The sequence below is a fragment of the Kribbella sp. NPDC049584 genome (assembly GCF_040675555.1).
GTDB lineage: Bacteria > Actinomycetota > Actinomycetes > Propionibacteriales > Kribbellaceae > Kribbella.
This window is the reverse complement of the sequence record NZ_JBFAPF010000003.1, coordinates 59,633-85,125: the sequence shown is the minus strand read 5'-3', so window position 1 is coordinate 85,125 and position 25,493 is coordinate 59,633. Positions and strand designations below refer to the sequence as shown.

The window sequence follows — 25,493 nt, the reverse complement described above, 5'->3', positions numbered from 1 at the left end:
ACGGGCTAGCTGGTCGCTTTGGTGACTTCGTCCAGGAGCTTCTGGAGCTGGGCGGCTAGTTGGGTGCGGGCCGTGGGGGAGAGGGAGGCGACGAGCTCGGATTCGCGGGTGAGGACCTGGTCGACGGTTCGTTCGATGAGGTCGTGGCCGGCGGGGGTGAGCGCGACAACGACCGCTCGAGTCCCGTCGTCGGCTCCACGGCGCGTGACGAGTCCGCTGTCCTCGGCGCGTGTGACCCGCTGGGAGATGGCGCCGGCGGTGACCAGCGTGCGGCGGGACAGTTCGCGGGTGGTCAGCTCGTACGGCGAACCCGCGCGCCGCAGCACGCTCAGCAGATCCAGCGTCGCCGGGTCGACCCCGGCATCCGCGAGCACCCGCCGCCGATCGTCCGCGAACAGCTTGGCCAGCCGCCACAGCGGAGTGACGATCTCGATCGAGTCGGTCGGCGTACCGGGGCGTTCTCGTTGCCAGGCGCGGGCGATCTCCGCCGCGGGGTACGGACTCGGGGAATCGAGCGGGTAGTTGTCGGTCACAGGGATCATGGTACGTTTAGACCTAAACATTTAGAGCTAAACGTGAGGTGTGCGATGAGGACGATCGTGGTGACCGGCGGTGCGACCGGGATCGGGCGGGCGACCGCGGAACGATTCCGCGCGGACGGCGACGAGGTGGTGATCACCGGCCGCCGCGCCGACGTACTCGCCAAGACGGCTGCCGACCTGGGGGCCAGGGGAGTGGTCTGCGACGCGACGGACCCGGCGCAGATCGAGCGACTGATCCACGAGTTGCCCGAGCAGGTCGACGTGCTCGTGAACAACGCCGGCGGCAACACCGACTTCGGCCGGCCGGACGGGGATCTCGGGCAACTGAAGGCCAACTGGCTCGCCAACCTGGAGGCGAACCTGATCAGCGCCGTCCTCACCACCACCGCGCTCGCCCCGCGACTCACCACGGCGGTCGTCCACCTCGGCTCGATCGCCGGAGCCCGCGGACCCGGTTCGTACGGCGCTTCCAAGGCCGCGCTCGCGCTGTGGAACGCCGACATGGCCGCCGAGCTCGGCCCGCGCGGGATCACCTCGAACGTCGTCGCGCCCGGCTTCACCGCCGACACCGAATTCTTCCGCGGACGCCTCACCGACGAGCGCCGCCAGACGTTGCTGCAGGCAACGTTGACCAAGCGCGAGGGCCAGGCGGAGGACATCGCCGGCACGATCCACTTCCTCGCGTCACCGGCGGCCCGGCACCTCACCGGTCAGGTGCTGCACGTGAACGGCGGCGCCCTGATTACGCGCTGATACGTGACAACGTCGGCCAGGTGTGACAATTGCCGACATGCGTCCCACCGTCAAAGATGTCGCCAAGCTGGCCGGGGTGTCGCCGAAGACGGTGTCGAACGTGATCAACGGCGTCGTGTTCGTGCGCCCCGAGACCCGCGCCCGGGTGGAGAGCGCCCTGGCCGAGCTCGACTACGTGCCGAACATGAGCGCCCGCGGCCTACGCAACGGCCGCTCCGGCATGATCGCCCTCGCGCTGCCCGACCTGCTCCGGCCGTACTCCGCGGAGATCGTCCACCTGGTCGTCGAGCTGGCCCACGAGCGGGGCTGGGGTGTGCAGATCGAGCAGACCGCGGCCGAGCCCAAGCGCGAGTTCGAGCTGCTCTCGAAGGCCCGGGCGTACCTCGTCGACGGCCTGATCCTGAACCCGGTCAACCTGGACGACAGCGCGGTCATGTCGGCCGGTCCGCTGCCGCCGGTCGTGCTGATCGGTGACGTCGACCAGGACGTCGTGAGCCAGGTCGCGATCGATAACGTCGCCGCCGCGCGTGACATGACCAGACACCTGCTGTCCCGCGGCTGCCGCCGGATCGCAGCCGTCGGTACGCCGGAGATCCCGCGCGGATCGTCAGGCGCCGGCGTGCTCGCAGGCTCGGCCGAAGGCCCCGGTACGGCGGCATCGCGGCTCCGGACGACGGGCTACCGCCAGGCGCTCGAGGAGGCCGGCGTACCGATCGATCCGTCGCTCGAGATCAGCCTCGACCGTTGGCGGCCGGAGGGTGCGGCGACCGTGGTCGGGAAGTACCTGGCCGACCACGAACTGCCCGACGCGTTCTTCTGTTTCACCGACTCGCTCGCCTCGGGCGCGCTGGCCGCGCTGTGGGGCGCGGGCATCGGCGTACCGCAGCAGACGCTGGTCGCCGGGTTCGACAACATTCTCGAGAGCCAGTTCATGATCCCGCCGCTGACCACGATCGATTTCGACCGGCGGGCGTTCGTCGCGGCCGCGCTCGATCTGCTCGCCGACCGGATGGCCGACAAGGATGCGCCGCCACGCAGGGTGATGATCCCGCACCGCATCGTCGAGCGCGCCAGCACCGAACGCTAACGGATACGTTTCCACAAAAACCCACATCGGAGTCTTGTCTTCGGCCATTCTAACGATGTAATTTTCGGTTCGCCTCTCGTAAGGAGACCGAATGACTGACCTCTCCCGGCGCGGCCTGCTGAAGACAGCGGCTGCGCTCGCCGGTGCCGGGTTGCTCGTCGGCTGCGCGCCCGGAGCGTCGCGGAAGACGACCGACCTGAGTTACTGGCACCTTCTGACCGGCGGTGACGGCACCGTGATGGCAGGCCTGGTGGACGCCGTCAACGGCGCGAACCTCGGCTTTCACACGACCCAGACCGTGCTCGCCTGGGGACCGCCGTACTACACCAAACTCGCGATGGCCTCGGCCGGCGGCCGGGCTCCGGATGTCGCGATCATGCACGCGTCCCGGATCGCCGGCTACGCACCCGGCGGTCTGCTCGAGCCGTGGGACCTCGACCTGCTTGCCGAGGTCGGCCTGCACGAGAGTGACTTCCCGGCCCGCGTCTGGGAGAAGTGCCAGTACGACGGAAAGCTCTACGCGATCGCGCTCGATACCCACCCGTTCGTGCTGTACTACAACACCGACCACGCCTCGAAGGCCGGCGTCACCGACGCCCTGCGGAGCATGAAGAGCCCGGAGGAGTTCACCGAGGTCGCGACCAAGCTGCAGAAGGTGACCGGTAAGCACGGCCTGTCGTACGGCTATCTGGGTGACGGTTCGCAGATGTGGCGGCTGTTCTACACGCTCTATCGGCAGACCGGCGCCGACATGAAGCTCGTGCCGGGCCAGCAGGCGCAGGTCGACAAGGACGCCGCGGTCAAGACCCTGACCTTCATCCAGTCGTTGCTCAACGACACGATCGCCTCGCGCAGCGGCGACGGCGGTACGGCGACCAGCGAGTTCCTGCACGGTGAGAGCGGGATGTTCTTCGGCGGCGTGTGGGAACTGCCGGTGCTCAAGGACGCCAAGCTGCCCGTCGACGCGCTACCGATTCCGACGTTGTTCGGCACGCAGGCGGCGTACGCGGACTCGCACACGTTCGTGCTGCCGCGGCAGTCGAAGGTGTCGCCGGAGCGCCGCAAGCACGTGTACACGATGGTCGCGGAGATCCTGAAGCGGTCGGTGCAGTGGGCCGGCGGCGGTCACATCCCGGCGTACCAGCCGGTCGCGAGGAGTGCGGAGTACCAAGCGCTGAAGCCGCAGTCGAACTACGCGGGTATTCCGGCGTACGTGAACTACGACCCGGACGCCTGGTTCACCGGCGCCGGTAGCGACTTCCAGAACTACTTCGCCGAGAACGTGCAGAACGTGTTCCTCGGCAGTGGTGACCCGGCGGCCGGGTTCGACGGGTTCGTCGCCCGGCTGAACAAGCTGCTCGACCGTCCGCAGCCGGTGTGAGAGGAGAGACAAGATGACGACTGCCATCGACACTCCGGCCACGGCAGCGGAGAAAGAAGTCAGTGCTCAAGGCAAGGCGCGGGCCAAGCGTGGGGAGAACCTCACCGGTTGGGCCTTCGCGGCGCCGTTCGCCGTACTGTTCGGGCTCTTCCTCGTCGTGCCCGCGCTGTACGGCCTCTATCTGAGCTTCACCGGTGAGACATTGACGGGTTCGGGCAGCGGACTGGTCGGCTTCGCCAACTACGCCGACGCGTTGCGCGACCCGGACATGTGGAAGTCGCTGGGCAACACGTTGTGGTTCACGGCGCTGAGCACGATCCCGCTCGTCGTGCTGTCGCTCGCTCTCGCGTTGCTCGTGAACCTGGGCCTCCCGGGCCGCTGGTTGTGGCGCCTGTCGTTCTTCCTGCCGTACCTGCTCGCCTCGACCGTCGTCGTGATGTTCTGGAGCTGGATGTACAACCCGACGCTCGGGTTGATCAACGGCGTCCTGGCGAAGTTCGGCGCGGCGCCGGTGGCGTGGCTGCAGGATCCGAAGGTGGCGATGATCTCGGTCGTGATCACCACGCTGTGGTGGACGATCGGGTTCAACTTCCTGCTCTACCTGGCGGCGTTGCAGAACATTCCAGAGCAGCAGTTCGAGGCGGCCGCACTCGACGGCGCCGGCAAGTGGCGGCAATTGTTCTCGATCGTGATCCCGCAGCTGACGCCGACCACGGCGCTGATCGTGACGCTGCAGATCCTCGCGTCGCTGAAGGTCTTCGACCAGATCTACATGCTCACCAACGGCGGACCGGCCGGGAAGACGCGCTCGATCGTGCAGTACATCTACGAGTCCGGCTTCACCGGTTACCGGTTCGGCTACTCCTCAGCCATCTCGTACCTGTTCTTCGCGCTGATCGTCCTGGTGTCGCTGGCGCAGTACAAGTTGATCAACCGCAGGAGCGCCGCATGAGCACCTTCACTTTGGCCCGCAACGTCCGAGGCACTGTCAAACAAACGCACAAACCAGGCGAGAACCCCTGGAGCGTGTCCAGGATCGCCGCACTGCTGGTTCTTGCGGTCCTGGCCGCAACCTGGCTGGTGCCATTCGCGTGGGCCGTCGTGACGTCGCTGAAGAGTGAGGCCGACGCCGGCGCGTCGCAGCTCACGCTGAACCCGCCGGACGGGTTCAGCTTCGATGCCTACCGCAAGGTGTTGTCAGCAGGTGACATCCCTTCGTGGGCCTGGAACAGCCTGATCACGTCAGTCGCGATCACGCTGATCACGGTCGCGACCTCGGCCCTGGCCGGATACGCGTTCTCGCGGGTGAACTTCAAGGGCAAACGTTGGTTGTACGCCGCGATCATCGCGGCGATCATCATCCCGCCACAGCTGCTGATCGTGCCGTTGTTCCGCCAGATGCTGGCGTTCAACCTGGTCGACACGTACTGGGGGATCATCCTGCCGCAGTCGTTCGCACCCGCAATGGTGCTGATTCTCAAGCGTTTCTTCGACCAGATCCCGGTCGAACTCGAGGAGGCGGCGCGGGTCGACGGTGCGGGCCGGCTGCGGGTGTTCTGGTCGATCGTGCTGCCGCTGTCCCGGCCGATCCTTGCCGCGGTAGGGATCTTCGTGTTCATCGGTGCGTGGAACAACTTCCTGTGGCCGTTCATCGTCACGACCGACGCGCGCCTGATGACGCTGCCCGTCGGGCTGCAGACCGTCAAGAGTGCCTACGGATTGCAGTACGCGCAGAACATGGCGTCCGCGATCCTCGCCGCGTTACCGCTGGTCGTGGTGTTCCTGTTCTTCCAGCGACAGATCATCAAAGGCATTGCTACCACTGGCTTCGGTGGTCAGTAGGTGGTTGGTCGTTCCCCTTGCAGAACAAGGCGTGGACAAAAGTTCCGGTAATCGGGATTCCGATCACCATCCCTTGAAAACGTCGTCACTCTCAGCGAGGGTTGCCTGATCACTTCCGCGTCGTTTCCGGGTGCGGGGAGGACGGGGAAGTGTGCGGTCGTTCGACCGCGTCCACCGCCACTCGGGGACGTTCACGATGAGAAGGGGGAAGTGTGTCAGCGATGAGAAGGCTCGCCGAGCAGTGCCGTGATGTGAGGAGTCACGGCAACGCGGGGCTCGGACGAGCTGCGATCCAACCGGCGGTCTGCACCGGCATCCACGAGGTGAGCTCGTCGATCAGCCCGGTGCGACCGCGACGCGTGGCGATGCTCAGGTTGAGCAACGGAATGACGACCACGCTGCGACTCGGCGAGGGTGTCACACTGCCTGCGCCTGGTAGCACTGTTTTCGTCCAAGGTGGCCGGGGCATGGGTGACCAGCCTGCCTCAGGTGGGGTCATCCTCGCGTCCAGCGGGCTTGTCCGGACGTCAACAGTCTGAGTCAGCGACTCGCCGGTCTCAGGTGTCAACGCCCAGCTGAGGCCGGCAAGTTGTTCGACCCGCCCGCACGATCGAATCCTGCCGACCGCACCCGGCAGCGCGATCTAGCCGGGCATCGGCTCCATGAGTTCCCGGATCTCGATCGGCGAGTACGGCGCCTCCGGCAGCCGCGCGGCGATCTCTGCCGCCCGCTCGAGCCCGGCGCAGTCGACGACGTAGTAGCCGGCCAGCACCTCTTTGGCCTCGGTGAACGGTCCGTCCGTGACCGCCGGCACCCCGTCGACCACCCTGACCACGCGCGCGTTCGTGGTGGTGAGGCCGAGGCCGTCGATGAACTCGCCGCTCGCCTCCAGCTCCGCGGTCAGCTTGCGGTGCTGGTCCATCACCTCGTCGATGCCGTTGGCATGCAGGGTGTTCCACGTCTCGTCGTTCCCGTAGATCAGCAGCATGTATTTCATACCAGCCTCCATTCACCCGGAACGTCGGAGCCCCGGATGTCTTCTCGACATCCGGGGCTCACGTTAGCCGTTACCAGGTGGCGCCGGCGGGCTGGCGCACGGTGGTGTTGATCCGGTTGAACATGTTGGTGAGCGCGATCATCAGCACGATCGCGGACAGTTCCTTCTCGCCGAACTGTTCGCTCGCCGCCGCCCAGATCTCGTCACTGACCGAGGTCGGGTTGTCGGCCAGCCGGGTCGCGGCCTCCGCCAGCTCGAGCGCGGCCCGCTCGGCGCCGGTGAACAGATCGGAGTCCCGCCAGGCGGCGACCTGGTGCAGCCGCTCGTCGGTCTCACCGTTCTTCAGCGCCGACTTGATCCCGCCGAACACGCACGGGGAGCAGCCGTTGATCTGGCTGGCGCGCAGGTGCACGAGTTCCAGGATCTTGCCGTCCGTTCCGGACTGGCCGATCGCCTTGTAGATGTTCTGGATCCCTTTGGTGGCGTCCGGCAGGATCTCTGCGGGGTTGGTCATCCGTGCTTGCATGGGAGGTTCTCCATCAGGTTCGTGAGTGTTGACTTCACTGACCTGACGGATGCTGCGCAGCAGATGTGACAGCGAAGCGAAGATCTCTTTCGAGCCGCTCCTCGACCGGTACGGCGGGATCGGAGTACTGACCTGTCAGGCAGATCGGGCCGGTGTAGTTGATCTTCTGCAGTGCTGCGAACACGGCCGGCCAGTCGGCGAGACCGTCCTCGGCCTCGACGAAGTTCGTCTTCCAGCCGCCGTCCGTGCCGACGTAATGGACGTTCTTCAGGTTGACGATCCCGAGTCGGTCCGCGCCGAGCTCGAGTGTCACCGCAGGGTGGTCACCGGCGAGTGCATCATGCGCGGCGTCCCACACGAGCTTGTACCGATCGGGCAGTCCTTCGAGCAGTTGCAGCACGCCGAGCGTCGACGACACGAACCGCCCATGATGGGGCTGTACGCCGACCTGCACGTCGTACCGCTCCATGAGTACGGCGGCCTGCTCGAGCATCACGCGGTTGCGCTGCACGGATGCGGCGTACCCGTCGGGGCCGAGCTCGGCCATGATGCGGATCATCGGCACACCGGCCTCGGCGCAGGCGGCGAACACCTGCTCCGACAGGTCGCTGGCGACGCTGATCGGTTCGATGCCTTCGGCCCGCAACTGTGCGGTGAACTTCGGCAACTCGGCAGCCGCGTTCGCCGGGGTGACGTACGCCGTGTCGCGGACCGGGATCTCGGCGCCGCCGAATCCGATCCCGGCGACGAGCCGGCCGAGGTCGTCGCCGGCAAGGCCGGCCCAGGGCTTGGTGAAGACGGACCAGAGATAGGTCATTGTTCAGCGGCCTCCCAGCCCGCTCATGGTGATGCCTCGGACGAACCAGCGTTGGGTGAGGAAGAACAGCACGATCAACGGGATCGTGGTGACGGTCGCTGCCATCAGCAACAAGTTCCACTGGGTGCCGTTGGTGTCCTGGCAGACCTGCAGACCCACCGACGCGGTCCGCGTCGCGTCGCTGTTGGAGATGACGAGCGGCCAGAGCAGGTTGTTCCACTGGCCGATGAACTTGAACACGGCCAGCGTCGCGATCGCCGGGACCGCGAGTGGCACGATCACCCGGACGAAGGCCTGCCAGCGGTTCGCGCCGTCCAGCCGGGCGGCCTCCTCGTAGTCGCGCGGGATGCCGAGGAAGAACTGCCGCAGCAGGAACACCCCGATCGCGGTGAACGCATGCGGCAGGATCATCCCGGGCCAGGTGTCGATGCCGTGCAGCTTCGCCACCAGCACGAACTGCGGGATCAGCGTCACCTGCGACGGGATCATCAGCGTGGCCAGGTAGATCCCGAACAGCCAGCTCCGGCCCGGGAAGCTCAGCCGCGCGAACGCGTACGCCGCGAGCGCGGCGGTGACCGTTTCGAGGATCGTCGTACCGGCGGCGAAGTAGATCGTGTTCAGCAGGTACTTCCCGAGCGGGACCAGTTCGAAGGCGCGGGTCAGGTTCTCCGGATGCCAGCTGCCCGGCCAGAACGACGGCTTCGCGGCCATCGACTCGGCGTCGGACTGGAACGCGACCAGGATCATCATCACGACCGGGATCAGCGTGAGCGCCGTGACCAGGAAGCACGCGAAGACAATGAGCTTCCGCTGCAGGGCCTTGTTAGAGGCCAGTGGTATGGCTTCAGTTGTCAGCTCAGTTGTCATAGTGCACCAGCCTCCGCTGGAAGAGGAACTGACCGGCGGTGATCACCACGATGAACGCGAACAGCACCAGCGACTGCGCCGCGGCGTACCCCTGGTCGTAGTTCTCGAAGCCGGTCCGGTAGATGTACATGACCAGCGTGGTGGTGCGCGTGCCCGGACCGCCGTTCGTCATGATCAGTGCCTGGTCGAACACCTGGAACGATCCGATCACCGAGGTGACGATGACGAAGAACAGTGCGGGGGACAGCATCGGCAACGTGATGTGGCGGAAGCTGTTCCACGGCGACGTACCGTCCACGCGGCCGGCTTCGTAGAGCTGTTGCGGGATCGCCTGGAGACCGGCGAGGAAGACGACCATGCCGAAGCCGAAGCTCTTCCAGACGCTCATCAGGATCAGCGCGGGCATCGCCCAGCTGTCCGAGATCAGCCAGGCCGGTCCGTTGATGCCGAACCAGCCGAGCACGGCGTTCACCAGGCCGTCGTGCGGGATGTAGAGCCAGATCCAGACGAACGCCACCGCGACCGTGATGGTTGCATATGGCAACAACAGCAGCGACCGGAACACGGCGACCCGGCGTACGCCCTGGTTGAGCAGCAGCGCCAGGGCGAGGCTGACGACGATCGTCAGCGGCACGCTGACCAGAGTGAAGTAGGCCGTGTTGCCGAGCGCGGACCAGAACGTCGGGTCGGGCCCGAGGCGGGCGAAGTTGTGCAGGCCGGCCCAGGTCGGTGCGCTGAACAGGTTCCAGTTCAGCAGCGAGATGACGCCTGCGGCAACGACCGGTCCGGTGGTGAAGATCAGGAAGCCGATCAGGCTGGGCAGGATGAACAGCCAGGCAGTGAGGGCCTCGCGACTGCGCCAGCGCGGCGTCGCTTTGGACGTCGGTCGGGTTGGGGTGGGAGTGACCGCTGGTGCGGTGTCTGCTGTTGAAAGAGCCATGGTGTTCACCCCTTCCTGGCGGTGGCTTGGCGGACGGTGTCGAGGTGCTGGCGCATCAGGATGTCGAGGCGCGGGGTGAGGCCGTTGATCGCGTCCGGGACGCTCACCTGGCCGAGGAACGTGCGTGGCAGGTCCTGGCCGAGCAGCTGCTTGACCTGGTTCCAGTTCGTGGTGACGTCGAAGGCGTGACCGCCGGCGAGCTTGCCGGCCAGGATCTCCTGGACGATGCCGAGGTTGTCGGGCGGCGGCTGGAACGCGCTGCCGGCGCTGAGCCGGGCCGGGTTGTTGCGGCCGGCCTTGGCGTAGATGTCGAGTGCGCCGGTGCTGGTCAGGGTCTTCATCAGCTTCCACGCGAGGTCGAGCTCGGCTCCCTCGCGCACCCCCGATGGAATCGCGAAGCTGGAGCCTGACACGCGCGGTTTGCTCCCGGCCGCACCCGCAGGGAACGGGATGATGTCCCAGTCGAACTTCGCCTTGCGCGCGTTGACGACCTGCCACGGGCCGTTCTGCATGAACGCGACATTGCCTTGCAGGAAGTTCGACAGCGAGCTCTCGGTGACCAGGTTCTTGATCGGCGGGGTGACCTGGTCCTTGACGAACAGGTCGATGACGTACTGCAGGGCCTCCATCGCTTCCGGATCACCGAGCGTGCTGCGGCTGGCGTCGGCGCTCATCACGTTGCCCCCGGCGCAGTAGATCCACGACACCAGGTCGTCGATGGCCGGCGCGCAGGTGAAGCCGTACTGCTGCCCTGGCTTGGTGAGCTGCTTGCACAGCTCGCGGAACGTTGCCCAGGACATCGGTTCGGTCCGGGACGGCAGTGGGATGCCTTGCTTGTTCAACAGGTCCTTGTTGTAGTACATGACCGTTGGCGCGACGTCGAAGCCGATCGCGTAGGTCTTGCCGTTGAAGCTCCCGATCCGCCGGCTGGTCTCGTAGAAGTCGTCGAGCGAGAAGTCCGGGTCGGCGGCGATCAGGTCGTCGAGCGGCCGGTGCGCGCCGCGGGCGGCGTACGTCGGGATCAGGGTGCCGTTGAGCGCGGTCACCAGGCTCGCCGTACCGCTGACCAGCTGGAGATCGAGCTTGGTCGGGTAGCCGGTCGACGGTGTCAGGGTGGCGATGGACCTGACCTTGAGCTGCTGCTCGACGTACTTGCCGAAGTCGTCCCAGACCTTCTTCTCGGCGGCGCTGCTGGACCACATGGACCAGGTGGCGGCGCCGGCCGGCGGGCCGGACGAGCAGCCCGCCAGGGTTCCGGCCGCGGCCACCCCGAGCCCGGCGAAGCCGGTCATCCCGAGGAAGCCCCGGCGGGACATCGATACAGACATGGTTCTCCTCACCGGTAGAGCAGGTCGATCGACTCGGCGCGGATTCGCTCCTCGTCGACCTCAACGCCCAGTCCAGGGGCGGTGGGGACCGTTGCGACGGCCTTGGTGATGCTCAGCCCCTCGACGTACAGATCGGTCAGCAGCTCCGGCCCGTTGAGCTCGGCGGGCAGTGCGAGCTCGAGCTGACTGAACACGTGCAGCGCGGCGGCGAACGCGACTCCGCAGTCGGTCAGGCCACTGGCCAGAATCTCGAGCCCGCCCGCGAGTGCGGTCTGGGCGGACTTGAGCGCGTTGCGTAGTCCCCCCGACTTGCAGACCTTGACCACGACCAGGTCGGCGGCGTCCAGGCGGATCGCCCGAGCCAGGTCCTGCGCCGAGAAGCTGCCTTCGTCGATCGCGATCGGAAGGTCGATCAGCTGGTGCAGCCGTGCCATCGCCAGCGTGTCCGTGCTCGGCACCGGTTGCTCGATGCAATGAATCGTGTGGATACCGGCCGTCCGATCGCGCAGTTGTCTGAGTGCACTCGGCCGGTAGGACTGGTTCGCGTCGAGCCACAGCGGCTTGCCGTCGGCAACCTCTGCGACCGTTTCGATGGCAGCGGTGTCCGCGTCCAGGTCCCCGCCGATCTTGACCTTGTACGCCGCGTAGTCCGCCGACTGGATCGCATGTTCGCGTACGGCGTCCTGGTCGCCGACCCCGATCGCCGAGCAGAGCGGGATCTCGTCGTGGATCTTCCCGCCGAGGAGCGCATGCACGGGTACGCCGGCCAGCTTGCCGGCCGCGTCGTGCATCGCGACGTCGATCGCGGCGCGGGCGAACGGGAACCCGTTCGACACCGCCGGACTGAGTCGCTTGGCGGCGCGCTGGTGGAACAGCTCGACATCGAACGGCGTGAGCTCGAGCAGGATCGGTGTGAGATGCCGCCGGATCACGACCGCCATCGTCTCGGCGGTCTCGTAGCTCCAACTCGGCAGCGCGCGCTGCTCGCCCCAGCCCACGACGCCGTCCTCGGTCGTGAGCTTCACGAAGATCACCGCACCGGCCTGGTCGGGCGCCGTGTCGGGGGAGCCGACGGCGCCGCTGCCGAGCACGAACCGGCGTGCGAACGGTACTGCGACCGGGAAGACCTCAACCTGAGTTATGCGAGACATGGCCGTTCCTCTCAAGCAGCGATCGACCAAGCGGCGGGATCGACGAAGCTCGGTCCCCGGGTCCCGTCGTCGAGCCATCGGAGTGCGTCCTTGAGCACGTAGCCAGCCAGCGCGAGGTGGCCCTCGGCCGTGTCTCCGGCGATGTGCGGTGTCAGCAACAGGTTCGGGGCGTTCAGCACGTTCTCGTCGAACTGCGGCGGTTCGGGATCGTAGACGTCGAGCGCCGCGTAGATCCGCCCGTTCAGCGCATGCTCGAGCAGTGCTTGCTGGTCGACGGCCGGTCCCCGGGAAGAGTTCACGACGACCGCGCCGTCGGGCAGGCCTTCGATCAGCGCGCGGGTGATCATGCCCTTCGTCTCGGGAACGTTCGGCACATGGATGCTGAGGAACCGTGCGGTGGCCGCGTCCTCGAGGCTGGTGCTCCGGACGCCGAGTTCAGCGGCGCGCTCGGCGCTGAGGTACGGATCGTAGACAGCGAGGTCGCAGCCGAACGGCTTCAGCAGGGTGATCAACGCCCGTGCAGTGCTGCTGGCGCCGATGATGCCGACCTTCGCGCCGGCCAGCTCGTGACCGCGGTACTCCGTCTGCTTCCACCCGCCCGCTCGGACGGCACCGTCGAAGCGAGGGAGGCGGCGCGCCAGCGTCAGCATCGACGCGAGGCAGTACTCGCCGACCGACCAGGCGATCCGCGGACCGGCCGAGAACACCGCGACGCCCTGGTCCAGGATGACCGGGTCGATCAGGTTCTTGACTGTGCCGGCCGCGTGCGCGACGACCTTCGGGCCGTTCCCGTCGGACCACAGCTCCTTGCCGAGATGCGGCGTACCCCAACTGGTGAGGAGGACGTCGGCGCCTTTGACCAGCTCGGGTACGGCGGCGGGGTCGAGCGCCGGCGGTTTCGCAGCGGATCCGGAGCCGGCTGTGTGCTCCGACGTTGCCCAGACCACCTCGAAACGGTCCTCCAGCAGCTGGCGGGTGGCGGCGTCGACGACATCGGCGGCACGTTCGGGCGAGAAGAGCGCGGCGAGTTTCGGCATAAGCCGACGGTAAGCGCATTCCGTTATGCAGGTCCAAGCCCATTTCTGTATGAACCGATACCGTGTGGGCATGGATCTGTCGCTCCAGCAGCTCCGCGGGTTCGTCGCGGTGGCCGAGGAACTGCACTACGGCCGGGCTGCCCAGCGGCTCAACCTGACCCAGCCGCCGTTGACCCGCCAGATCCAGGGTCTCGAGCGCACCCTGGACGTCCGGTTGTTCGATCGCACCGGCCGCGGCGTCCGGCTGACGGCGGCCGGCGACGTGTTCCTCGAGCACGCCCGCCGCGTCCTCGCGCTCCTCGACGTCGCGCCGGTCGCGACTCGCCGCGCGGCCGACGGGACGACCGGGACGCTGCGCCTCGCGTTCACGGCGATCGGCGCGTACGCCGTACTCGCGGACTTCCTGACCATGGTCGGCAAACGCACGCCCGGGGTGACCGCCGAGCTGACCGAGCTCGTCAGCCCGGCGCAGTTCGAGGCGCTGGCGAATCTGGAGATCGATCTCGGGCTGGTGCGGCCGCCGATTCCGGAGCGGTTCGAGTCGATGCTGGTGCACTCCGAGGACCTGGTGCTCGCCGTACCGGCGTCCCATCCGCTGGCCGACGGGGACGGGCCGGTCGCGCTGGTGGATGCGACCGACGACTACATCGGGTACAGCCCGGAGGGTTCGCAGTACCTGCATGACATCTGTGCCGCGATGATCGGGATGGACCGGTACGCCGTGAGCCAGCTCGCCTCGCAGGTGCCGACGATGCTCGCGCTGGTCCGGGCCGGACTCGGATGCGCACTGATCCCGCGGTCGATCATGGCGATGCAGGTCGAGGGCGTCCGGTACCGCGAGCTGGATGCGGCTGATGCGCATTCGGTGACGCTGCACGCGTGCTGGAGCCCGGACAATCCCAACCCGGCGCTGCAGCGGTTGGCGGAGTCGTTGCGGCAGGATCCGCACCTCGGGGCTTGACTTTGAGCGCACTCCAATTCATAGGCTGCTGAGCATGGGTGAACAGCACAAGATCGGCTCGGGTTTCGGGCACGACACCACTGCGGACGAGGTCCTGGCGGGGATCGACCTGACCGGCAAACTCGCGATCGTCACCGGTGGGTATTCCGGTCTCGGTCTGGCGACGACGAAGGCGCTGACCCGCGCGGGCGCGACGGTGGTCGTGCCGGCCAGGCGGGCGGACGCGGCGCGGGAGGCGCTGGCCGGCGTCGACGGTGTGGAGATCGACGAGCTGGATCTGGGGGATCTGGAAAGCGTCAAGGCGTTCGCCGACCGGTTCCTCGCGTCTGGCCGGTCGATCGACATCATGATCGACAACGCGGCGATCATGGCCTCGCCGGAGACGCGGGTCGGGCCGGGCTGGGAGGCCCAGTTCGCCACCAATCACCTCGGGCACTTCGCGCTGGTGAACCGGCTGTGGCCCGCGCTCGTGGCCGACGGCGGCGCGCGGGTCGTGTCGGTGTCGTCGACCGGGCACCGGCGGTCGGACATCCGGTGGGACGACCTGGAGTTCCGGAACGGGTACGACAAGTGGCAGGCGTACGGACAGGCGAAGACCGCGAACGTGCTGTTCGCGGTCCAGCTCGATGCCCTCGGCAAGGATTCCGGCGTACGGGCGTTCGCGCTGCACCCTGGCGGCATCATGACTCCGCTGCAGCGGCACCTGACGCGCGAGGAGATGGCCGGCTACGGCTGGCTCGACGAGGACGGCAATCCGGTCGTCGGTTTCAAGACGCCTGAGCAGGGTGCCGCGACGCAGGTGTGGGCCGCGACGTCGCCGCAGCTCGACGGTATCGGCGGAGTGTTCTGCGAGGACTGCGAGATCGCGGAGGTGTCGACCGACGACGCCCCCGGCGTACGGCCGTATGCGATCGACCCGGCCTCGGCAGCGCGGTTGTGGACGGTGTCGGCGGAGCTCACCGGAGTGAATGCTTTCGGATAATCTGTCTTGTGATCACTGTTGTCGAGCGGCTGCGTGCGTCCGGGTCTGTGTTCGCCGAAGACGAGGCGGCGCTGATCGCCGAATCCGCGCGGGACGAGGCCGAACTGGCGGCCATGGTCGACCAGCGGGTCGCCGGGTTGCCGTTGGAGTACGTCGTGGGCTGGGCGTCGTTCTGCGGGCTGCGGATCGCCGTCGACAGCGGGGTATTCATTCCACGTCGCCGTACCGAGTTCCTGGTGGCGGAGGCGTTGCGGGTCACCGCCGCGGGGGCGGTCGTGGTCGACCTCGCCTGCGGCACGGGCGCTCTCGGCGCGGCTGTCGCAGCCCAGCGCGAGGTGACCTTGTACGCCGCCGACATCGAGCCTGCCGCGGTCGAGTGCGCGCGCCGCAACCTGCTCGCGTGGGGCGGCACGGTGTACGAGGGCGATCTGTTCACGGCGTTGCCGGACCGCTTGCGTGGGCAGGTCGACGTACTGCTGTCGAACGTTCCGTATGTGCCGACGGACGAGATCCGCCTGCTGCCGGCCGAGGCACGGCTGTACGAACCGCACGTCACCTTGGACGGCGGCGCGGACGGTCTGGCTGTGTTCCGGCGGGTGTCTGCCGAGGCAGCGGATTGGCTGGCACCCGGCGGTCACTTCTTCGTCGAGCTGAGTGAACGCCAGGCGCCGGTCGCTTGTGCGGTGATGGTCGAGCATGGGCTGGCCGCCGAGATCGTCGAGGACGACGACCTCGGCGCGACCGTTGTGCACGGCACCTATACCCGCCGCTGAATGTGCAGCAGGTACTCGCGGCGGTTGCGTGGGTCGTGGTCGGTGCGAGGCCGTTCCGGAATCGGGCCGGTGACGGGGTGGTAGCGCTCGAACGCGGACTCCAGGACTCCTTCGCCGCGGGTGAGGGCGGGGAGTTGCTGTTCGAGTTCGTAGACAGCGGCCGCGGGGATTTCTCCTTCCAGGGTTGAGGTTTCGGCGGCGAGTGCGGGTACCTGCGGGATCGCGCGGAGGCGGGCGAGGGTCGCGAGGACAGCGCGCGTGGTGTCGGTCGGAATGTCCAGCTGGAAGTGGTGCATCGGCTCGTGCACCGTCGTACCTGCCTGTCGGAGGGCCGTCATCAGGACGAGCGGGGTGAGGTTGCGGAAGTCGCCGGCTGTGCTGGACATGCTCTTGTCGAACACCGCGTGGGCATGGCTCTGGCGAGCGGAGTAGCCGGAGTGCGTCATCACGACGTGTGCGTCGGGGATCTGCCAGCCGTGGATGCCTTGGTGCAGCGTTTCGCGGACGGTCTCCTCGACGGCCTTGATGAACGCGTACGGCATCGAGCCGAGCTCGACCTCGAGTTCGAAACTCACGCCGGCGTTCACCGGCGCGGGCTCGACGCGCAGGCCGATGGTGGCCAGGAACGGGTTCAGGTCCTTCTTCTTGAACTCGACCGCCGCACCGATGCCGACGAGCCGTTCGATGCAGATCGTGGTCGTCTCACGGAAGTCGACCACGATCCCGAACTCGGTCGCCAGCGTCGTCTCGATGACCTCCTTCTGCACCTCGCCGTACAGCGACACGTAGGTCTCCTGGCGGAGGTCGTCCTGGCGCAGGTTGATCAACGGGTCCTGCTCGGCGAGCTGGGTCAACGCGACGCGTAGGTTGCCCTTGTCGGACGGCTTCCGCGCGGAGATCACCGTCTCGAGCGTGGGTGGCGCGAAGAAGGCCGTTGTCTGCCGGAGCTCGGGGTCGTCGGTCGCGGTGATGCGGTCACCGATCTGGACATCGGCCAGGCCCCAGAACTTGCCGATCCGGCCGGCCTGTACGGCGTTCGCCGGGCCTTCACCGATCACGTGCAGGGCGGTGATCTTCGCGTCGTTCGCGCGGAAGCGGACTCGGTCGCGGACGTGCGCAGTACCGGAGAACATGCGGACGTACGCGATCTTCTCGCCGGCTGGGCCGCGTTCGACCTTGAAGACGGAGCCGTCGAGCTGGGTGCCGTCGGAGCGGGCGCGGGGGAGTAGGTCGCGGATGCCGTCGGTCAGGGCCTCCGTGCCGGCGCCCGTGATCGCGGATCCGAAGTACACCGGGTGGACCCTCGCCTGGTGGGTCTGAGCGCGGAGCGCCTCGTCGAGTGCGAGCGGTTCGCCGTCGACGTACCGCTTGAGGAGGTCGTCGTCGCGCTCGGTCAGGACATCGACGAGAGTGGTCTCCTGGAGGATCGGCTTGAACGTCGCCTCGGGCGTGCCGAGGTGGCTCGCCTCGCCCATCGGGACGATCGCCGGGGTCAGCTTGGTCGCGAGCTGACGGAGCACACCGTCGTACTGCGCACCCGGTCGGTCGAGCTTGTTGACGAAGATCAGGGTGGGGATGCGGAGGCGTTGCAGCGTCCGCATCAGCACGCGGGTCTGCGCCTGGACACCCTCGACCGCGGAGATCACCAGCACCGCGCCGTCCAGCACGCTGAGCGCACGCTCGACCTCGGCGATGAAGTCCGGGTGGCCCGGGGTGTCGATCAGGTTGACCGTCAGGTCGCCGATCGCGAACGAGACGACCGCGGATTTGATCGTGATCCCGCGCTGCCGCTCGAGCGCCAGCGAGTCGGTCTGGGTGCTGCCGTCGTCGACGCTACCGACCTCGTCGATGACTCCCGCGGTGTACAGCAGCCGCTCGGTCAGGCTGGTCTTTCCGGCGTCAACATGCGCCAGGATCCCAAGATTCAGTACTTCCACGCAGCTTCATGTCCTTTGAACAGGTGACAGTCCGATCAGCAACAGACATGAAGCGAGATCGCATGACGGACTCCTTTACTGAACACCTGCTCGTACGCTCTCGAGTACACCAACTCGGCCCGAGCCGCGCCAAACCATTTAGCGCATCCCTACAACTTCCACTTACGTGATGGTCGTGCCGACCTGGGTGCCGTTGACGATGGCGGAGGCGGCGCCGGTGCGGTCGATGTCGAAGACGTGGAGGGGGAGGTGGTGGTCGCGGGCCAGGATGAAGGCGGACTGGTCCATCACGCCGAGGCCGCGGTCGATGACTTCGGTGTAGCTGAGGTGGTCGAAGCGCTTGGCATCGGCGTGCTTGTTCGGATCGGCGTCGTACACGCCGTCGGTGCCGTTCTTCGCGACGAGCAGGGCGTCGGCCTCGAGTTCGACGGCCCGCTGGACCGACGGGTAGTCGGTTGTGGTGAACGGCTGCCCGTTGCCGCACGCAAGGAGGACGATCGAGCCCTTCTCCAGATGCCGCAGCGCCCGCAACCGGATGTACGGCTCGGCCAGGTTGTCGATCGGGATCGCGGTCATCAGCCGTACGCCGTGGGCCCCGAGCGCGGCCAGCCGGCCGCGGAGCAGGACCGCGTTGATGACCGTGCCGAGCATGCCGATGTTGTCCGCCTCGACCCGATCGATGCCCCAGTCGTCGGCGCGGTTCCCGCGGAACACGTTCCCGCCGCCCACCACCACCGCAACCTGTACGCCGGTCGCACGCAACGCGATCACCTCGTTGGCGAGGTGCGTGAGCCGATCGCTGTTGAAACCGAACTCGTCCGGGCCGGCGATCGCCTGCCCGGACAGCTTGAGCACGAGCCTGCGGTACATGCCGCTCCGTTCCGATCAGAAGGTGTCGTCGTACCGACAACCGCCAGCAGGTCTATCACGGACCCAGTCACACCGGACGTCTTGTAACCCCGGGCGGGCGCGCGCGAAGGTGGTCCGGTGACCGAGTTCAAGGAGCAGACGGACGCCGAGCAGAACCGCCGGCAGGCCGATCTGGCGAATATGAGCCCGACCGACGCGGACGGTTACCGCGAGGCATGGGAGTTGCTCGAGCGGTTGTGGGCCGAGACCGTCGAGCGTGCCCGGGCGCTGCCGGAGGATTTGCTGCACGAGTCGGTCGACGGCGAGTGGTCGTTCATCGAGACCCAGCGGCACCTCGTCTTCGCGACGGACGCCTGGGTACGCCGTGCCGTACTGGGCGATCCGGCACCGTGGGACCCGCTCGATCTGCCCCACGACGAGATGCCCGACATACCCGGCGTGCCCCGTGATCGCGCCGTACGGCCGTCGCTCGATGAGGTGCTCGCGTTGCGCGCCGATCGGATGGCGACCGTGCGGGAGGTGTTCGCCGAGTTGACCGATGAGCGGCTGGGCGAGATGACTGTGCCCGTGATGGAGCCGGGGTATCCGGAGTCGGAGAGCTTCACGGTGAGCCGGTGCCTCGGCTGCATCCTGAGCGAGGAGTGGCAGCACCGGATCTACGCCGAGCGCGATCTCGCCGTACTGCGTGGGTAGACGTGGGTAGACGTGGTTAGAACTGTCGGAGCGGTGTTCTAGCCTCGTTCGGGATGGGAGGTTCGGCATGGTGCTCGCGGACTGGCGGAAGATGGTTCAGGCGCAACAGACGAGGTTCGTGACCGCCTCGCTGGCCGAAGGAGCGCGGTTCGTGCAAGCGGTCGGCGAGGCCTGCTCGGACGCCGACCAGGTGCCTGAGCTGCGGCTCGGTGCGACGTTCGTCGACGTCTCCAGCCGGGATGAAGCTGTAGCGGAGCAGATCAGCGCCATCGCGGCGGACCACGGTCTGACCGCCGATCCGACGGCTGTGGCGCAGCTGGAGGTCGCACTGGACACGGCTGACCTCCCAGAGATCGGACCGTTCTGGGCGGCAGTGCTGACGGGGACCACGGATTCGTTCAAGGGAAACGACATCCTCGACCCGTCGGGCCGCATCCCGAACCTCTGGTTCCAGGGCACCTCTCCGCATTCGACACCACGACAACGGTTCCATCTGGATCTCTGGCTGCCACTGGAAGTCGTCCCGGATCGCATCAAGGCCGGACTCGCCGCGGGCGGCACGATCGCGTACGACGACGAGGCGCCGGCGTTCACCGTGCTCGCGGACCCGCAGGGCAACAAGGTCTGCCTGTGCTCGGCTGAAGGCCGATGAATAGGCCGATAAATAGGCCGCGCGACGAGAGCGGCTCTGCTACGGTCGGCTCAATCCGAGGAGGTGCGTGATGACTTGCAAGGTGATCCGGTTCCGCGCCAATCCCTCCTCCGCTGTCTGCTGATAGGTCGCTGACAGCTTCTCTCCGGACCTGGTTGGTGCGTCGCGGCGTCAGGCCGCGGATCACGTGTGCGCTGAGTCCACCCCGGCGCGCACTCCGTGCCGACCGAACCGGAGCTTCCGCATGTCCTCCGTGGACACCCGACTTCATGCTGCCCTCGCACGCGCCGTCGACGGCGTCCCGCACCACGAACTACGCCGCCGGGTCGACGCGCTCTCACACCGCTACCGCACCGAGCAGGTCGACGACACCGCTCCCGGAATGCGCGACCACCTCGACGCCCTCGCGTACGCCGTGATCCGCATGCCGGCGACCTTCCGCGCCCTGTACGCCGCACTCTCGGCGGCTGAGCGTCACGTCGACGCGTCGTTCACCACCCACCTCGACCTCGGCGGCGGAACCGGCGCCGCGGCCTGGGCAGCTGCATCCCTGTGGCCGCACATCACCACCGAGATCATCGAACGCCAGCCGGCCGCCATCAGCCTGGGTCAACAGCTTGCCGAAGGCAACAGTTGGCGCTGGACGACCGAGGACCTCCGCCGCTGGAGCAAGCCTCGCGACCCGAGCGCGCCAGCCGGCTCGGTGGACCTGATCACGATCGGCTACGTGTTGAACGAGCTCACCGACAGTCTCCGCCGCGCCCTGATCCAGGCCGCCGGTCGGTTCGCCACCACGATCGTCCTCGTCGAACCAGGCACGCCGCACGGGCACCGCCGTACGCTCGATGCCCGTGAGCAGCTGATCGACCACGGCTTCACGATCGCGGCTCCCTGTCCACATCAAGGCGAGTGCCCAACCGACTGGTGCCACTTCGCAGCCCGCCTGCCCCGCACCGAACTGCACCGCGTCCTCAAGGACGGCACCCGCAACTACGAGGAAGAGCGATTCAGCTACGTCGTCGCCACGCTCCACCCGGTCCGGCCTGCTCCGGCGCGGGTGATCCGCAGGCCGGGCAGACCGAAAGGCCGGGTCGTGCTCGAGCTCTGTACGTCGGCCGGCGCCGCGCAACAGCTCATCGTGCCCAAGTCGGATGACGCCTACCGAGCCGCCCGCGGCACCAACTGGGGAGACGCCTGGAGTCAGAGCTCGTAGCCGCCCGAAGCCTCCACGGTCTGAGCGGTGATCCAGCCCGAGTCGGGGGAGCCGAGGAACGCGATGACCTTGCCGAGGTCGTCGGACTCACCGATCCGGCCGAGCGCGGTCCGTTCCGCGATCGGGGGAATCCACTCGGGATGCTCGGAGAACGCGTCGCCACCGAGGCGGGTCCGGGTCACGCCGGGAGCAACGGCGTTGACCCGGATCCCGCGGACACTCAGCTCCTTGGCGAGGTACCGGGTGAGCACGATCTGCGCGCCCTTCACGCTCGCGTAGACCGAGTACCCGGGCGACGGCCGCGCCGACTGGAGCGCGGACGTGCTGGTCGTGTAGACGATCGAACCGTTGTCGGCGATCAACGGAAGGAGAGTCTGCGTGAGGAAGTACGGACCTTTCAGGTGGACGTTGACCATCTGATCGAACAGGTCCTCGGTCGTCTCCTCGAACATCACCGGCGGTTGCCCGACGCCGGCGTTGCTGACGAGGAAGTCGAACGTCGTCCGATCCCAGTGCGTCAGTACGTCGGTCAGTGCGGCCCGGAACTCCGTGAACGTCTCCGGCCGTGAGACGTCCAGCGGCAGCGCAACTGCAGTACCGCCGTCCTTCTCGATCCGCTCGACCGTGTCGAGGCCGCGTTCGCGGCTGCCGTGGTACGTGACGACGACAGCCGTACCGCGCTTCGCAATCTCGAACGCGGCGCCCTGGCCGATGCCGGAACTTCCGCCGGTGATCACAGCTACTTGCATAATCGTGCACAACTCCTACTGGGTCAGGAACAGGTACCACACCAGTAGATGCGCTGAGACGGTGATTTCGTTAGATCAATTCTGCCGCCAGCTTGCCTGATCCTGCTCGATCGCGGCTCGGCGGCGTACCGAACTCGCGGCGGTACTCGCGGCTGAACTGGGACGGGCTGTCGTAGCCCACGGCGTACCCGGCGCTCGTCACATCCTCGCCGAGGCCGACCACGCGGAGCCGGGCTTCGTGCAGCCGGATCTTCTTCTGGAACTGGATCGGGGTGAGCTCGGTGACGGTGCGGAAGTGGCGGTGGAACGCCGACGTGCTCATGCCCGCCATCGCGGCCAGGTCCTCGACCCGGAACGGCTCGGTGTAGTGCTTGCGGATCCAGCCGATGACACGCGCGACGTGCGACAGGCTGCTGTCGGCGAGCCCGATCTCGCGGACCGCGGCGCCTTGCGGGCTGCGCAGTAGGCGCCAGAGGATCTCGCGCTGCACGAGTGGCGCCAGCACGGGGGCGTCGTCGGGTTGGTGGACCAGTCGGAGCAGGCGGATCATCGCGTCGACCAGTTCGGCCGGAGCGTGGTCGACGGTGAGACCGCGGACCGCGCCGCCGGGCTTCTCGCTCGCGTCGAGGAGCAGCGAGGCGATCGACTCCGGTCGTAATTCGAGCCCGACGCCAAGACATGGCGCGTCCTTCGATGCCTCGACGAAATGCCCCGTCACCGGTAGATCCACGGACACGATCACGTAGTCGCCGGCGCCGTACTCAAACACCTGCTCGCCGAGCGCCAGCCGCTTGCGTCCCTGCGCCACCAACGCGAACGTGGGCGACGCGAGCCCGGCCGTCGGGGGCGTGGGTGCGTCGACGACCGACAGCAACAACCCGTCGATCGCGCGCTCACGCCCGAGCGCGCCGAGAATCAGCTCGCGCAGCTCCGCCAATGCCTCGTTCATGACGAGTCAGACGTGTCCGACCAGCAGGCAGAACGGATGTCCCGCCGGATCGGCGAGGACGTAGAGCGGTTCGTCCTCCTCCGTCTCGCGGTCATACAGCAAGCGCGCACCGAGCTGCTCGGCCCGCTCGCGATGGCGGTGAAGCTCCTCGAGCGACGGCACGGCGTAGTCGATGTGCAGCTGCATCGGCACCTCGGCCGACGGCCACGTGGACGGCGCCAATTCGTCGACCTGCTGTACGGCGAGCTGCCGGTTCCCGTCCTCGTCGACGAGCACGAGCCAGCTGGCGTCGTCCTCGGATCCGTCCACCGGCGCCTCGTCCCCGGGCCGGTACCGCAGCCCGAGGAACACCCGGTAGAACTCTGCCAAGCCTCGCGAATCCACCGCATCCAACGCGGTGTGCATCCGCTGCGGATAGCTGTCCATGCCGGTCACCTTACGGGCTGCGGAACGAGGTTCTGTAGGTGTTGGGCGGAATGCCCACTACCCGTTTGAACTGACGCCGGAGCGTGGTGGCGGTGCCCAGGCCGGTGGCCGTGGCGACTGCTTCGATGCTGTGATTGGTGGCCTCGAGCAACTGCTGGGCGCGGCGGACGCGTTGGGTCAGGAGCCATTGGAGTGGCGTCTGGCCGGTCACCGCGCGGAACTGCCGACCGAGGTGGCGCGGGCTGGTATTCGCACGACGCGCCAGGTCGGTGACGGTCAAGGGCTGGTCCAGCCGCTCCTGCGCCCACGCGAGCAGCTCCGCGAGCGTGTGGTCGCCGCTCACCGGGACCGGCGTCGAGACGAACTGCGCTTGGCCGCCGGCGCGATGCGGCGGTACGACGAGACGCCGGGCGACCGTGTTCGCGACCGTCGCGCCGTGGTCGAGGTGGATCAGGTGGAGACAGAGGTCGACCGCGGCTGCTTTGCCGGCCGCGGTGAGGACGTTGCCGTTGTCGGTGTAGAGGACGTCGGGGTCGACGGTCGCCGCTGGATACCTGGCGGCGAGGGCGTCGGCGTGTCCCCAATGCGTCGTTGCCAGGCGACCATCGAGCAATCCGGCTGCACCGAGGACGAAGGCGCCGGTGCAGAGTGACGCGATTCTGGCCCCCGACTCGTAGGCGGACCGGACGGCATCGACGAGCTCAGGCGATGGCGGCTCGTCGACGTCGGCCAGGGCGGGGACGATGACGGTGTCTGCTTGCGCGAGGAAACCCAGGTTGTCGTCGGGCTCCACGGTGAACGGGCCGACGCGGACGGATCCCGGCCCGCACAGGCGTACGTCGTACCACTCGTCTATCCCGAGTGGTGGATTGCCGAAGATCTCGTACGCGATACCGAGCTCGAAGTGCAGCAGGTGCCCGGCGGTCGCCAGTGCGACGGTGTGCATGTCCGAAAGTGTACGAACAGTGTCGTTCCGGACTCTCACGATGTCTCATCCGGTACGGCGAGACTCGACGTATGAACGCTGTCGTGGTCTATGGAGCAACCGGTCACACCGGCCGTTTCGTCGTCGAGGAACTGCTGCGCCAAGGTCTGCCGGTCATCGCCTCTGGCCGGAACTCCGGCGCACTCGAGGCCCTCTGGGACTTGGAGATCCGCCCTGCGGCGGTCGACGACCCGCACGCACTCGACCAGGCGCTGAAGAACGCCGCCGCGGTGATCAACTGCGCGGGCCCGTTCGCCGCGACCGCGAACCCGGTGATCGACGCGGCCATCCGCGCCGGGATCCCGTACGTCGACGTGGCCGCGGAGATCGAGGCCAACGTGTCGACGTACGCCAGGCACAGCGGCACCCCGGTCGTGCCGGCGATGGCGTTCTTCGGCGGTCTCGGCGACTTGCTGACGACCGCGGCGCTGGTGGACCGGACGAGCGCCGACGAGGTGCACGTCGCTTACGGACTGACCAGTTGGCACCCCACGCCCGGTACGCGCGCCGCCGGCCAGGTGTCGCACGACCGGCGCAACGGCCGCCGGCTCCGCTTCACCGATGGCGCCCTGCAGTACCACGACGACAAGCCGACCCGGCAGGACTGGACGTTCCCTGAGCCGCTCGGCCGGCGTCAGGTGATCCCGGAGTTCACGATGGCCGATGTCGTCACGATCCCGAGCCACCTCGCCGTACCCGAGGTCCGCACCTATATGACGGTCGAGGCGGCCGGCGACCTTGCGGACACAGACACCCCGGCGCCGGTCGCTGTCGACGCCGCGGGCCGATCGGACCAGGCGTTCATCGTCGACGTCCGGGTCAGGAGCGGCGGCGAGGAGCGACGGGCGACAGCCGGCGGGCAGGACATCTATGCGATCTCGGCTCCGCTCGCGGTCGGCGCCGTACGCCGGATCCTCGCGGGTGAGACGCGCTGGACCGGGGTGGCGTCCGCCGGTGCGATGTTCGACGCGGTCGGCTTCCTCAACGATTTACCACTCACGCTCGACCTGCCGTAAATCAATTCCCCACGGGAGA

Annotated in this window: 28 protein-coding genes; 12 read left to right on the top strand and 16 right to left on the bottom strand. The window is 67.5% G+C overall.

The window, feature by feature from the left end; genetic code table 11:
• Nucleotides 1–5: 5 nt before the first annotated feature.
• Nucleotides 6–542, bottom strand: coding sequence for a MarR family transcriptional regulator (locus AB0J62_RS12215; RefSeq protein WP_363868084.1), 537 nt, complete (start codon nt 540–542; stop codon nt 6–8).
• 45 nt (nt 543–587) lie between these two features.
• Here AB0J62_RS12215 and AB0J62_RS12210 point away from each other — a divergent pair, with 45 nt between their 5' ends.
• The 5 genes from AB0J62_RS12210 to AB0J62_RS12190 all read left to right on the top strand — a co-directional run bounded on the left by AB0J62_RS12210 (nt 588) and on the right by AB0J62_RS12190 (nt 5,605).
• The gene (locus AB0J62_RS12210; protein WP_363868081.1) at nt 588–1,295 is read left to right on the top strand and encodes an SDR family oxidoreductase; all 708 of its coding nucleotides are present in this window, start codon (nt 588–590) and stop codon (nt 1,293–1,295) included.
• Between the two features lie 37 nt (nt 1,296–1,332).
• Nucleotides 1,333–2,382: a LacI family DNA-binding transcriptional regulator gene (locus AB0J62_RS12205; protein ID WP_363868078.1), complete on the top strand. Its 1,050-nt coding sequence runs from the start codon at nt 1,333–1,335 to the stop codon at nt 2,380–2,382.
• A 91-nt stretch (nt 2,383–2,473) separates the two neighbouring features.
• Nucleotides 2,474–3,763, top strand: a complete 1,290-nt coding sequence (locus tag AB0J62_RS12200) for an extracellular solute-binding protein (protein ID WP_363868075.1) — start codon at nt 2,474–2,476, stop codon at nt 3,761–3,763.
• A gap of 13 nt (nt 3,764–3,776) precedes the next feature.
• Nucleotides 3,777–4,715, top strand: a complete 939-nt coding sequence (locus AB0J62_RS12195; protein WP_363868072.1) for a sugar ABC transporter permease — start codon at nt 3,777–3,779, stop codon at nt 4,713–4,715.
• The gene (locus AB0J62_RS12190) at nt 4,712–5,605 is read left to right on the top strand and encodes a carbohydrate ABC transporter permease (RefSeq protein ID WP_363868069.1); all 894 of its coding nucleotides are present in this window, start codon (nt 4,712–4,714) and stop codon (nt 5,603–5,605) included. The genes AB0J62_RS12195 and AB0J62_RS12190 overlap by 4 nt, the downstream gene beginning before the upstream one ends.
• 259 nt (nt 5,606–5,864) lie before the next feature.
• Here AB0J62_RS12190 and AB0J62_RS12185 read toward each other — a convergent pair whose 3' ends face one another.
• From AB0J62_RS12185 to AB0J62_RS12145, 9 genes are all read right to left on the bottom strand, one after another.
• Complete coding sequence (locus AB0J62_RS12185) at nt 5,865–6,002, bottom strand: hypothetical protein (protein WP_166679329.1); 138 nt, start codon at nt 6,000–6,002, stop codon at nt 5,865–5,867.
• A 246-nt stretch (nt 6,003–6,248) separates the two neighbouring features.
• Nucleotides 6,249–6,602, bottom strand: coding sequence for a YciI family protein (locus AB0J62_RS12180; protein ID WP_363868065.1), 354 nt, complete (start codon nt 6,600–6,602; stop codon nt 6,249–6,251).
• A 70-nt stretch (nt 6,603–6,672) separates the two neighbouring features.
• Nucleotides 6,673–7,128, bottom strand: coding sequence for a carboxymuconolactone decarboxylase family protein (locus AB0J62_RS12175; RefSeq protein ID WP_363868062.1), 456 nt, complete (start codon nt 7,126–7,128; stop codon nt 6,673–6,675).
• Nucleotides 7,129–7,162: 34 nt separating this feature from the next.
• The gene (locus tag AB0J62_RS12170) at nt 7,163–7,945 is read right to left on the bottom strand and encodes a sugar phosphate isomerase/epimerase family protein (protein WP_363868059.1); all 783 of its coding nucleotides are present in this window, start codon (nt 7,943–7,945) and stop codon (nt 7,163–7,165) included.
• Nucleotides 7,946–7,948: 3 nt separating this feature from the next.
• Nucleotides 7,949–8,812, bottom strand: a complete 864-nt coding sequence (locus AB0J62_RS12165; protein ID WP_363868056.1) for a carbohydrate ABC transporter permease — start codon at nt 8,810–8,812, stop codon at nt 7,949–7,951.
• Nucleotides 8,802–9,752, bottom strand: a complete 951-nt coding sequence (locus tag AB0J62_RS12160) for a sugar ABC transporter permease (protein WP_363868053.1) — start codon at nt 9,750–9,752, stop codon at nt 8,802–8,804. Before AB0J62_RS12160 ends, AB0J62_RS12165 begins: the two co-directional genes overlap by 11 nt.
• A 5-nt stretch (nt 9,753–9,757) precedes the next feature.
• Nucleotides 9,758–11,080 carry a sugar ABC transporter substrate-binding protein gene (locus tag AB0J62_RS12155; RefSeq protein ID WP_363868050.1) on the bottom strand — a complete coding sequence of 441 codons (1,323 nt, stop codon included), beginning with the start codon at nt 11,078–11,080 and terminating at the stop codon, nt 9,758–9,760.
• A gap of 8 nt (nt 11,081–11,088) precedes the next feature.
• The gene (locus tag AB0J62_RS12150; protein WP_363868047.1) at nt 11,089–12,231 is read right to left on the bottom strand and encodes an enolase C-terminal domain-like protein; all 1,143 of its coding nucleotides are present in this window, start codon (nt 12,229–12,231) and stop codon (nt 11,089–11,091) included.
• A gap of 11 nt (nt 12,232–12,242) precedes the next feature.
• The gene (locus tag AB0J62_RS12145) at nt 12,243–13,268 is read right to left on the bottom strand and encodes a hydroxyacid dehydrogenase (protein ID WP_363868044.1); all 1,026 of its coding nucleotides are present in this window, start codon (nt 13,266–13,268) and stop codon (nt 12,243–12,245) included.
• 70 nt (nt 13,269–13,338) lie between these two features.
• Here AB0J62_RS12145 and AB0J62_RS12140 point away from each other — a divergent pair, with 70 nt between their 5' ends.
• The 3 genes from AB0J62_RS12140 to AB0J62_RS12130 are packed head-to-tail and all read left to right on the top strand — an operon-like array spanning nt 13,339 to nt 15,984.
• Entirely contained in the window at nt 13,339–14,229 is an 891-nt protein-coding gene (locus AB0J62_RS12140) for a LysR substrate-binding domain-containing protein (protein ID WP_363868039.1), read from the top strand.
• 34 nt (nt 14,230–14,263) lie between these two features.
• Nucleotides 14,264–15,211, top strand: coding sequence for an SDR family NAD(P)-dependent oxidoreductase (locus tag AB0J62_RS12135; RefSeq protein WP_363868036.1), 948 nt, complete (start codon nt 14,264–14,266; stop codon nt 15,209–15,211).
• Nucleotides 15,212–15,219: 8 nt separating this feature from the next.
• Nucleotides 15,220–15,984 carry a putative protein N(5)-glutamine methyltransferase gene (locus tag AB0J62_RS12130; protein WP_363868033.1) on the top strand — a complete coding sequence of 255 codons (765 nt, stop codon included), beginning with the start codon at nt 15,220–15,222 and terminating at the stop codon, nt 15,982–15,984.
• Here the strand turns inward: AB0J62_RS12130 and AB0J62_RS12125 are convergent.
• Nucleotides 15,969–17,921, bottom strand: coding sequence for a translation factor GTPase family protein (locus AB0J62_RS12125; RefSeq protein WP_363868030.1), 1,953 nt, complete (start codon nt 17,919–17,921; stop codon nt 15,969–15,971). The two genes, AB0J62_RS12130 and AB0J62_RS12125, sit on opposite strands and share 16 nt — an antisense overlap.
• Before the next feature lie 162 nt (nt 17,922–18,083).
• Nucleotides 18,084–18,791 (bottom strand): UMP kinase, encoded by a 708-nt coding sequence (gene pyrH / locus AB0J62_RS12120; protein WP_363868027.1) that lies wholly within the window; start codon nt 18,789–18,791, stop codon nt 18,084–18,086.
• Nucleotides 18,792–18,908: 117 nt separating this feature from the next.
• Here pyrH and AB0J62_RS12115 point away from each other — a divergent pair, with 117 nt between their 5' ends.
• The 3 genes from AB0J62_RS12115 to AB0J62_RS12105 all read left to right on the top strand — a co-directional run bounded on the left by AB0J62_RS12115 (nt 18,909) and on the right by AB0J62_RS12105 (nt 21,349).
• Nucleotides 18,909–19,484 (top strand): DinB family protein, encoded by a 576-nt coding sequence (locus AB0J62_RS12115; RefSeq protein ID WP_363868024.1) that lies wholly within the window; start codon nt 18,909–18,911, stop codon nt 19,482–19,484.
• 67 nt (nt 19,485–19,551) lie between these two features.
• Nucleotides 19,552–20,136 carry a VOC family protein gene (locus AB0J62_RS12110; protein WP_363868021.1) on the top strand — a complete coding sequence of 195 codons (585 nt, stop codon included), beginning with the start codon at nt 19,552–19,554 and terminating at the stop codon, nt 20,134–20,136.
• A 244-nt stretch (nt 20,137–20,380) separates the two neighbouring features.
• Nucleotides 20,381–21,349, top strand: a complete 969-nt coding sequence (locus AB0J62_RS12105) for a small ribosomal subunit Rsm22 family protein (RefSeq protein ID WP_363868018.1) — start codon at nt 20,381–20,383, stop codon at nt 21,347–21,349.
• Here AB0J62_RS12105 and AB0J62_RS12100 read toward each other — a convergent pair.
• The 4 genes from AB0J62_RS12100 to AB0J62_RS12085 all read right to left on the bottom strand — a co-directional run bounded on the left by AB0J62_RS12100 (nt 21,337) and on the right by AB0J62_RS12085 (nt 24,419).
• Nucleotides 21,337–22,098 carry an SDR family oxidoreductase gene (locus tag AB0J62_RS12100; protein WP_363868015.1) on the bottom strand — a complete coding sequence of 254 codons (762 nt, stop codon included), beginning with the start codon at nt 22,096–22,098 and terminating at the stop codon, nt 21,337–21,339. The genes AB0J62_RS12105 and AB0J62_RS12100 overlap by 13 nt on opposite strands.
• A gap of 70 nt (nt 22,099–22,168) precedes the next feature.
• Entirely contained in the window at nt 22,169–23,047 is an 879-nt protein-coding gene (locus AB0J62_RS12095; RefSeq protein ID WP_363868012.1) for an AraC family transcriptional regulator, read from the bottom strand.
• Between the two features lie 6 nt (nt 23,048–23,053).
• The gene (locus AB0J62_RS12090) at nt 23,054–23,473 is read right to left on the bottom strand and encodes a VOC family protein (protein ID WP_363868009.1); all 420 of its coding nucleotides are present in this window, start codon (nt 23,471–23,473) and stop codon (nt 23,054–23,056) included.
• A gap of 10 nt (nt 23,474–23,483) precedes the next feature.
• Nucleotides 23,484–24,419 carry a helix-turn-helix domain-containing protein gene (locus AB0J62_RS12085; RefSeq protein WP_363868006.1) on the bottom strand — a complete coding sequence of 312 codons (936 nt, stop codon included), beginning with the start codon at nt 24,417–24,419 and terminating at the stop codon, nt 23,484–23,486.
• A 71-nt stretch (nt 24,420–24,490) separates the two neighbouring features.
• Between AB0J62_RS12085 and AB0J62_RS12080 the strand changes: the two genes are divergently transcribed.
• Complete coding sequence (locus tag AB0J62_RS12080; RefSeq protein ID WP_363868002.1) at nt 24,491–25,474, top strand: NAD(P)H-binding protein; 984 nt, start codon at nt 24,491–24,493, stop codon at nt 25,472–25,474.
• Nucleotides 25,475–25,493: the final 19 nt, after the last annotated feature.

Bases quoted from the DNA above. Each gene is read 5' to 3' on its own strand.
- AB0J62_RS12215 (WP_363868084.1), bottom strand. From the start codon at position 542: ATGATCCCTGTGACCGACAACTACCCGCTCGATTCCCCGAGTCCGTAC.
- AB0J62_RS12210 (WP_363868081.1), top strand. From the start codon at position 588: ATGAGGACGATCGTGGTGACCGGCGGTGCGACCGGGATCGGGCGGGCG.
- AB0J62_RS12205 (WP_363868078.1), top strand. From the start codon at position 1,333: ATGCGTCCCACCGTCAAAGATGTCGCCAAGCTGGCCGGGGTGTCGCCG.
- AB0J62_RS12200 (WP_363868075.1), top strand. From the start codon at position 2,474: ATGACTGACCTCTCCCGGCGCGGCCTGCTGAAGACAGCGGCTGCGCTC.
- AB0J62_RS12195 (WP_363868072.1), top strand. From the start codon at position 3,777: ATGACGACTGCCATCGACACTCCGGCCACGGCAGCGGAGAAAGAAGTC.
- AB0J62_RS12190 (WP_363868069.1), top strand. From the start codon at position 4,712: ATGAGCACCTTCACTTTGGCCCGCAACGTCCGAGGCACTGTCAAACAA.
- AB0J62_RS12180 (WP_363868065.1), bottom strand. From the start codon at position 6,602: ATGAAATACATGCTGCTGATCTACGGGAACGACGAGACGTGGAACACC.
- AB0J62_RS12175 (WP_363868062.1), bottom strand. From the start codon at position 7,128: ATGCAAGCACGGATGACCAACCCCGCAGAGATCCTGCCGGACGCCACC.
- AB0J62_RS12170 (WP_363868059.1), bottom strand. From the start codon at position 7,945: ATGACCTATCTCTGGTCCGTCTTCACCAAGCCCTGGGCCGGCCTTGCC.
- AB0J62_RS12165 (WP_363868056.1), bottom strand. From the start codon at position 8,812: ATGACAACTGAGCTGACAACTGAAGCCATACCACTGGCCTCTAACAAG.
- AB0J62_RS12160 (WP_363868053.1), bottom strand. From the start codon at position 9,752: ATGGCTCTTTCAACAGCAGACACCGCACCAGCGGTCACTCCCACCCCA.
- AB0J62_RS12155 (WP_363868050.1), bottom strand. From the start codon at position 11,080: ATGTCTGTATCGATGTCCCGCCGGGGCTTCCTCGGGATGACCGGCTTC.
- AB0J62_RS12150 (WP_363868047.1), bottom strand. From the start codon at position 12,231: ATGTCTCGCATAACTCAGGTTGAGGTCTTCCCGGTCGCAGTACCGTTC.
- AB0J62_RS12145 (WP_363868044.1), bottom strand. From the start codon at position 13,268: ATGCCGAAACTCGCCGCGCTCTTCTCGCCCGAACGTGCCGCCGATGTC.
- AB0J62_RS12140 (WP_363868039.1), top strand. From the start codon at position 13,339: ATGGATCTGTCGCTCCAGCAGCTCCGCGGGTTCGTCGCGGTGGCCGAG.
- AB0J62_RS12135 (WP_363868036.1), top strand. From the start codon at position 14,264: ATGGGTGAACAGCACAAGATCGGCTCGGGTTTCGGGCACGACACCACT.
- pyrH (WP_363868027.1), bottom strand. From the start codon at position 18,791: ATGTACCGCAGGCTCGTGCTCAAGCTGTCCGGGCAGGCGATCGCCGGC.
- AB0J62_RS12110 (WP_363868021.1), top strand. From the start codon at position 19,552: ATGGTGCTCGCGGACTGGCGGAAGATGGTTCAGGCGCAACAGACGAGG.
- AB0J62_RS12105 (WP_363868018.1), top strand. From the start codon at position 20,381: ATGTCCTCCGTGGACACCCGACTTCATGCTGCCCTCGCACGCGCCGTC.
- AB0J62_RS12100 (WP_363868015.1), bottom strand. From the start codon at position 22,098: ATGCAAGTAGCTGTGATCACCGGCGGAAGTTCCGGCATCGGCCAGGGC.
- AB0J62_RS12095 (WP_363868012.1), bottom strand. From the start codon at position 23,047: ATGAACGAGGCATTGGCGGAGCTGCGCGAGCTGATTCTCGGCGCGCTC.
- AB0J62_RS12090 (WP_363868009.1), bottom strand. From the start codon at position 23,473: ATGGACAGCTATCCGCAGCGGATGCACACCGCGTTGGATGCGGTGGAT.
- AB0J62_RS12085 (WP_363868006.1), bottom strand. From the start codon at position 24,419: ATGCACACCGTCGCACTGGCGACCGCCGGGCACCTGCTGCACTTCGAG.
- AB0J62_RS12080 (WP_363868002.1), top strand. From the start codon at position 24,491: ATGAACGCTGTCGTGGTCTATGGAGCAACCGGTCACACCGGCCGTTTC.